4 protein-coding genes are annotated in these 7,941 nt (G+C 44.9%); 1 reads left to right on the top strand and 3 read right to left on the bottom strand.

What is annotated here, in order from left to right; genetic code table 11:
• On the top strand, nucleotides 1-716 hold a 716-nt coding region (locus ACFQ2O_RS18060), incomplete at its 5' end, for a hypothetical protein (RefSeq protein ID WP_377531135.1).
• A gap of 117 nt (nucleotides 717-833) precedes the next feature.
• On the opposite strand, the gene lysA is transcribed toward ACFQ2O_RS18060, so the two are convergent.
• From lysA to ACFQ2O_RS18045, 3 genes are all read right to left on the bottom strand, one after another.
• Entirely contained in the window at nucleotides 834-2,003 is a 1,170-nt protein-coding gene (gene lysA, locus ACFQ2O_RS18055; RefSeq protein WP_377531133.1) for a diaminopimelate decarboxylase, read from the bottom strand.
• Nucleotides 1,969-3,300 (bottom strand): aspartate kinase, encoded by a 1,332-nt coding sequence (locus ACFQ2O_RS18050; RefSeq protein WP_377531130.1) that lies wholly within the window; start codon nucleotides 3,298-3,300, stop codon nucleotides 1,969-1,971. Before ACFQ2O_RS18050 ends, lysA begins: the two co-directional genes overlap by 35 nt.
• Before the next feature lie 209 nt (nucleotides 3,301-3,509).
• On the bottom strand, nucleotides 3,510-7,904 hold the full coding sequence (locus tag ACFQ2O_RS18045) for a T9SS type A sorting domain-containing protein (protein ID WP_377531127.1): 4,395 nt from the start codon (nucleotides 7,902-7,904) through the stop codon (nucleotides 3,510-3,512).
• Nucleotides 7,905-7,941 lie beyond the last annotated feature (37 nt).

The following is a 7,941-nucleotide window of genomic DNA, read 5'->3' as shown; positions in this document are numbered from 1 at the left end:
CAATTAATCAAATAGTTAGCGACTTTAATTGTACTGATATGAAAAGAATTTATATACCCTTTCTTTCCTGCTTATTTCTGATTTTTGCCTTCTCTTCCTGCAGACAAGATGAAGCCTCACCGATACGTAATGTAAAAGCTGGCCCCACTTTACTACGTGCTACTGTTGGGGGTGGCTCTTGCACTAGTTATACTTACTATCTGGAGAATGAGCAAAAGAGCCTGGGAAATGTATACACGAAGCAGGTGCTGGTAAATTTTGCAGAAGGTCTTAGTGCCGAGGCTGAGGCAGATGTGCTTGCGAAATATGATTTTATCAAGGGTGCAACCGGACAGCTGCACTCAAATTCTGCCGTACTTCATAATATTGAATTAGTAGATGGTTTAGGCTGCGCAGAGGTAGAGGAGGCAATTTATACTTTGTCTGAAGAGCCAGGTATAGCCTATGTAGCACCATATTTCCTAAATGCAGATGGTTTATTGGGTATAAGCAACGAGGCCATTATTACGGTGGATGAAGGTGCAGATACTGCTTTAGAAGAGTTGGCTGCAGCCTATAAGGCAGAAGTACTTATGTCGCTTAGTGGCCAAACGTATTTGGTACGGGTAGATAAAAACTCGCAAGGTAATGCGCTGGAGCTGGCAAACTTCCTGAAAGATAAAGAAGGCATTGCCCATGCTGAACCTGATTTTGTGGTATCATTACAGAAGCCTTGATTTCCGCTTCCGCAGCGCAACTTTTTAGTGATATAAGTGCGGTGAAAAATAAATATGTATAAAAAAGCCCTGCTCTTAACAATAAGAGCAGGGCTTTTTTATACTTGTAAATTACAGCTAAACGTAAATAGCTTGGGCTTTCTCGCGCAGGTTATAACCTGATGCCATTACCTCACCGTAAGCACCGGCCGTGCGTATGGCAATTAAATCGCCACGGTTGGTTTCCGGTAGGTTTACAGCTTTGCCAAAGCAATCGCTTGATTCGCAGATTGGGCCCACCACATCATATTTTACTTCTGCACCCCGGCTCGTCAGATTCTGGATCTTGTGAAAAGACTGGTACAGGGCTGGGCGAATCAGCTCCGTCATGCCGGCATCAAGTATAGCGAAGTTAGTAGTTACGCCCTTTTTGATGTACAGCACTCTGGATAGTAGAGTACCGCACTGCGCTACCAGCGCACGACCTAATTCAAAATGTACCTGCTGCCCCGGCTGTAGCTCCAAAAACTGGTTGAAGAGACCGAAGTAAGCAGCAAAGTCAGGTATAAGGTTTTGTTCTGGTGTATAATAATCTACCCCCAGGCCACCACCCACGTTTACATGTTCTAATGAAATATGATGCGCCACAAACCACTCCTGAAACTCATTAACCCGTGTACACAGGTTCTTGAACACAGTCAGATCTGTTATCTGTGATCCGATATGGAAGTGAATGCCTATCAGCTTTACATGTTTCAGCTTTTGCAATAGCTCCAGCACACTTTCCAACTCCCAGGCATTGATACCAAACTTGTTTTCTTCCAGGCCAGTGGTGATATACTTGTGGGTATTGGCGTTTACGTTCGGGTTGATGCGAAGTGCCACACGTGCCACTGTATTTTTCTTCTCAGCTAATTCATTCAGTACCTCCAGCTCGTGGCTAGACTCACAGTTAAAGCAGAATATTTCCTGCTCCAGCGCAAAGTTTATCTCGGCATCAGACTTGCCGACACCAGCAAACACGACATCTTTCGGTGCAAAACCATTTTCAATAGCGGCCTTCACCTCGTTGCCACTCACACAGTCGGCACCAAAACCAACCTCGCGCATGGCATCAAGTATAGGGGCATTCGCGTTTGCCTTTAAAGCATAATGCACATGAAAGTTATACTTGTTTGCCTCCTGCTGTGCAAGTTGCAGCGTTTGGTGCAGCAGGTTTAAATCATATACATAAAAGGGCGTAGCATGTTGCTGCAACTGCTCAGGGTTCAGGTTAAGCATTGGCTCCGCTTCTGTCAAAAATTCCATCGTTCAATTTTGTTAATGCCTCTACCTTGTTCTCTGTATTTATCAGGACACTAATGTTGTTCTTGCTACCGCCATAAGAGATCATGCGTAGCGGAATTTGCTTCAGCGCCTCAAAAATAGCCAGACCAGAACCACTGCGCTCCGATATAAAGTCACCAACTACGCATATAATTGTCTGATCCTGATCGACTTCTACCTGTCCGAATTTCTCCAGCTCTGTCACGATCTCCTTCAGAAATTTATCGTTGTCGATTGTTAAGGACACAGCCACCTCAGAGGTCGTAATCATGTCTATAGGCGTTTTGAAACGCTCGAACACTTCAAACACGCTGCGCAGGAATCCATACGCCAGCAGCATTCTTCCTGACTTGATCTTGATAGCTGTAATACCATCTTTTGCAGCAACAGCTTTTAACTTACCGCTTTCTGAGTTAGAGGAAATTGTGGTGCCCCTTGCCTCTGGCTCCATGGTGTTGAGCAGCTTTACAGGAATGTTCTTCTGTTTGGCTGGCAGGACACTGCTTGGGTGCAGAATTTTCGCACCAAAATAAGCCAGCTCAGCAGCCTCATCAAACGATAGCTCTGCTATGGGATACGTGTTCTTTACAATACGCGGGTCGTTGTTGTGCATCCCGTCAATATCTGTCCAGATCTGAATTTCATCGGCATCTGCGGCAGCACCAATCAACGATGCAGAGTAATCAGAACCACCACGCTTCAGGTTGTCGATTTCTCCGAAGGCGTTGCGGCAAATGTACCCTTGTGTAATGAACAGCTTATGATCTGCGTGCTTTTCTAGTTCCGTCTTAAGGTTTTTGGCAATGTAAGCGGCATCCGGTTCCTCGTTTTCATCAATCTTCATAAAATTCAGGGCTGGTAACAAGACTGAAGCAATGCCATGCTCCTCCAGGAAGAATTGAAACAAGGCTGTACTTAACAGCTCGCCCTGCGCCAGTACGGCACGTTCTTCATGTACGGTAAATAAATCTTGTGTAAAGGCCGCCAGGTATTCAAAATGCTGCTGCAGCAGTTCTGAGGCTTGTTTCTTTTTATCTTCGGAAGTGTAGAGTTCTTCTACTACCTGTTTATACTTATCGTGTAGCGCCGTAATAAGGCCCTTTGCTTCGTCTTTCTTATTCTGAAACAGCTTTTCTGCAATTTGCACCAGGCTGTTAGTAGTACCCGACATGGCCGAAAGCACTACAATAATTGGCTCATCACGTTGGATGAGGGAGGCTACCGCCTTCATTCGCTCAGCAGACCCCACTGAGGTACCACCGAATTTTAGGATTTTCATTTGGTTAGGTATGAAAACAGGATTAGTTTATTTGTATGCAAAAGTATAAAAACTTGTTAAGTAATCTGTTCTTTGAGTATGGGTTTGTTAATAGAAAGGTGCAACTTTTAAGACTGAGGGTAGCAGTCACACATTTTTTGTCCACCATACACAGTAAAGCCTAGCCATGCGAGGGCCAGGCTTTACTGCATTAGGAGATTCTTTTTATATTACTTCTTTAATATTTTGGCTGTGCCACTTATTTCATTGCCTTGCAAGCGCAGGATATACATGCCGGTGCTAAGCCCTCTGATCGGCAGGCGAAGCTCATTTATACCTGGAGTTAACTGCACTTTACCGCTGTAAACCTCTTGCCCTTTCAGGTCTGTGAGTATAACACTAGCTTCTTCTGAAACCTGTGCAGCTACTGTTAGATTTACTTCCTGATCAAAAGGGTTTGGCCATACCTCTAGCTCAGTTTGCAAACTGCTTGCATGAAGACTGGCATCAACAACACGACTGTAAGCGGTTTGTCCATCATAGTCTACCTGCTTCAGGCGATAATAGGCGATGCCACTCAGGGGTTGTACATCTGTAAAGTTGTAATGCCTTGGCTGGGAAGTGGTTCCCGCACCTGCAACAGTTCCTATACTTTCAAAGTTCTCCCCATCTGTGCTACGCTCTACTACAAAGTGCTTATTGTTTTCTTCTGAGGCAGTGAGCCATTGTAGTTTAACTTTGCCCTGATCAACAAGGGCTTTGAAGTATACAAGTTCTACTGGCAGCGGTACGATAGCCGGGGATTCTTCGTAAAGACGTAGGGTGATAGGAACTGTTGTAGTGCCTCCTAAGCGATCAGTAAGTCTTATGCTAAGATTATATATTCCCTCTACTATACCCTCACCTAGAGGTCTTAGAACTGTGAATTCGCCCGTAGTGCTGTTAAACCCAACACCCTGCGGAATAGCACCTTGCGTAACTGTGGCAGATATGATAGGCGCATCAGGGTCTGTGGCAAACGCAAGTACTTCACCTCCCAGATACTCATCGCTGTACCTAGGTACAGAAAGTGTATAGTAAGCATCACAGTTTACTCTTATGATTACCTCATCTGTTGCTGTGGAAGGTGTGTTGCCGCATGTTGTCTGCGCAGTCCATGCCAGTACATAGGTGCCTGATATGAGTCCGCTTACTGTTGCGGTTGGACTGGTAGTAGAGCTAAAGTTTGCCGTATTAGGCCCACTTACCTGCGACCAAGTTCCTATGCCTGGCGATACATCGTTGCCCTTCAGTACATAAGAACTGGCGCAGATTGTCACATTTGAACCGGCATTTGGTTGGAGCGGGTTATTCGTTACTTCTACCACGGCTGTGCTTTGCAGCGTTAGCGTTCCGCAGGTATTGTTTGTTACCCTTCTTACTGTAACATAAAAAGTTTCAGTTCCTGCCGTGCTCAGAGGGCCAGTTGTAACAGACTGAGTAGACCCGTTGCCTCTGAAAGTTCCCAACAGTGGGTCTGAAGCAGGATTGTTAGTTGTAGATAATCTTCTGTACACAGCATACTCAAAGTCATTGTTTGGCTCTGTTGAAACAATGATCCTTGTTGCTCCACCAACACATGTCTTAGGATTTTCAGGGTATACTGCCCGTGTTGTAGAAGGGCTTATGATATTTACAGACACCTGAGACGGTAATGTGGTAGCACAAGAATTCAGATCAGCGGATCTTACTGATACACGTAATCCAAAGAAAGTATTAGTCCTTACTGCACCTGTTGCGAGTGTTACTGGAGTGCTGTTTCCAGAACCTTGAACAGCGCTTCCTACCAATTCATTCGTAGCCTGGTTTATCAACTGATAGTTATAACCAGCGTTAGTTCCGTTGAGGGAGAAGGTTGTACTGGAATTAGCACAAATATTTTGAGTTATACTGCCATAGCTCAAGCCTGTAGTAACAGGTTGAGGACGTACTGTTACAGACGTTGTGTTGCTTGAAACAGCCTCACACGTTGTGCCACTAATTTTTCTTGCTCTATAAGTAAAAGTAGTAGTTGTGTTTGCACTTGTTAGGTTTGTGATAGTACCTGAAGTTAGTACGATAGGGCCGCCTGTTCCAATTACGGAACTACCAGAAGGCGTTCCATTTACCAGTAGTCCATAGGATACCCCATATTCTGATCCTGACAAGGTTATACTTGTCGTGCTTCCCCCACAGATGCTTGTAGGAGAAGGTGTTAAATTATAAGATACTACAGGTTGAGCACAAGTAACAGTCACAGGTGCTGCTTTCGCACTTTCGCAACCTCCGCTGGGCTTAAAGGTTGCTGAGATTGATGCACCAGCAAAAATCTCCTGCGGCGCAATGCGTAAAACCGTCCAGGTGCCATCACTGCCAACAAGCACAGGAGTAGGAAAAGGAGTGCCCTCTATATACAGCGTAACTTCAGCACCCGCTGCCGATGTGGGGCCAGTGCCAGATATTGTAGTAGCTCCCTCTGCTATTGGGTTTATGGCTAGCACTCCAGTTGGTGCAGGTGTAGATTGTACTGCATTTGATATAAGGCTGGTTGCTTTGCCTGCAGTTTTTGCTCTGGCAGTAATAAGAGTTCCAGCAGGCACACCTGCACCACTATTAATCGACGAAAGATCTACTGCCCAGTAACCATTTGCATTCACTACACCTGTTAGTCCTGTGCTAGTATTATTTGTGAAAATAGTTACTACACTACCGGGCTCATCTGATGTTCCTGATACAGATCTTACAGTTCCGCAGGTAGTTATAGCATTGATAGTTGGTGCAGCAGTTGTTGACCTTATAGTAACTAAATTTGATGCTGAAGAAAGTGAAAGCCCACAACTCAAACTAGATTCCGTTCTGACATTAAGTACATCACCGGGGTTAAGAGTAATATTAGATAGCCCAGTTAAGGTCCAAGTGTACGGTGAAGTGCTGCTTGGAATAGCTGAAGCCGATTGGAGTTCTCCATTCTTGAACAGGAGTACTCTGTTGGTTGTCGCATAATTAGATAGTGTGCCTGTGATAGAATTTATACTTGCAGGTGCCTCTGATAGTGTATTATAAACTGTTCCAGTACTAGAGGTAACACTTGAGATAGATGGTGTAAAAGTGTTAGCTGGAGCACTCCCCCCGTTTTGAAAACATATTTGGTTTGATTTAATAGATTCACAGCCTATAGGGGAGTTATTAGCATCTACAGGAGTTGTGGTGACTACATAGTTCCCAGTTTTAGATAGTGTAACTGTACCGCTTACGACTGTTAAATTAGAAGTTGGTAAGGCTTGTCCCGCACTGGTTGAAGTGAAGATGTAAGAACCTTGTCTATTATAAGCAATCACAGAAACTGTAGGATCTATAGAGTAAAGTGTAATAAGTTGTCTTCCCACGTAAGGTGTCGTGCCGACTGCATACTTAGGGTTTCCGTTACTTTGTCCTGTTAGTGCAGGTGCAGTTGTAGCAGTACAAATAAACGGAGCAGTTACTGTAACGGCATTGGAAATGGAGGATAGACTCTTACCTGCTGCAGTTACGGTAGCTGTAATCACACTGCCTGTTGTAAGTGAACCGCTTGCTAAGCCAGACAAGGTCCAGGTGCCGTTATCGGCTACAGTTGCTGTACCTATCTGGGTGCTGTTGCGAATTATTGTAACAGTTGATCCAGCTGCTTCAACAGAGGTACCTGTAATACTGGTACTTCCTGCTGTAATAGGGCCTGTAATGACTGGTGCCGCCGCAGCTACTTGAGGAAATCCGGAATCATTCAGCTGGTTCAAACTTGTGGCCGGAAAACCATTGATCAGAGCCCGCCAGGCAGCTGGTGCATTATAGTTATAAGCCTGAAAGTTTACGCCGCCTACATCCGATACGGTGCCGGTTAATCCACTCTGCGCACTTGTTACCGTAATGCCACTCATGCGTAGGGGCATGGTTGCTGTAATACCACCACCAAAAGCAGACAGAGGTACATAAAAATCATAAAAGTAGTCTGCGTTGCCACCTGCAGTAGATGCAGCCACAGCTTTTTGAGAGTATTGGTCAACTGATCCACTGAAAATAACATTACTTCCTGTAGGTGAATGCCTTATAACCTGTACAGAAAAGTTTGAAGCTAGCAGTACTTCATACTCGAAGCCAGGATTTGTACCAGTGCCAGTAAAGGTCTGGTCAGCGTCTATTAACACACTATAACCTTTTGAAGCCGTAGAGGAGCCGCCTAAGCGCGTTCTAATCAAGAGGTTATTGCCTGAGTAGTAAGCAGAAAATGGAGAGCCTGTGGAGGGAGAAGTAAGCGGTGTAGCAGGTGGGGCTAAATCAGTATGGCTACCTGCTGAGCCCGTGTCAAGGTCTCCAATAGGTTCTATGGATAGTGCAGGGAATGGTCTGTACGGAATCTCGCTGTTAGCAGCCCCCTCGTCTGTGGAACCGACAAATCCCGTCGGTCTCACCGAAACATAACCATCACCGTTGGGGTCTAAAACCTTGGCTCCACCTGCTGTGGCAGGCCGGTAAATCAAACCGGGTGTCTGGGCTAGTGCTGTATCAGAATAATGTAAGAAAAAGAGTAAAAGTAGGAAGTAGTATAAGTTGTTTTGTAGTTTTGTTTTCATGTAAGTATAGCTGTACAGTTATAAATCAATTTTACAT

The organism is Pontibacter rugosus, assembly GCF_042678745.1.
In the GTDB taxonomy this organism is placed as follows: domain Bacteria; phylum Bacteroidota; class Bacteroidia; order Cytophagales; family Hymenobacteraceae; genus Pontibacter; species Pontibacter rugosus.
Note: the sequence above shows the minus strand (reverse complement) of the source record. Positions and strands in the feature narration are given on the sequence as shown.

What these genes read in the sequence shown, in the direction of transcription:
- lysA (WP_377531133.1), bottom strand. Translation starts at nt 2,003, where the DNA reads ATGGAATTTTTGACAGAAGCGGAGCCAATGCTTAACCTGAACCCTGAG.
- ACFQ2O_RS18050 (WP_377531130.1), bottom strand. Translation starts at nt 3,300, where the DNA reads ATGAAAATCCTAAAATTCGGTGGTACCTCAGTGGGGTCTGCTGAGCGA.
- ACFQ2O_RS18045 (WP_377531127.1), bottom strand. Translation starts at nt 7,904, where the DNA reads ATGAAAACAAAACTACAAAACAACTTATACTACTTCCTACTTTTACTC.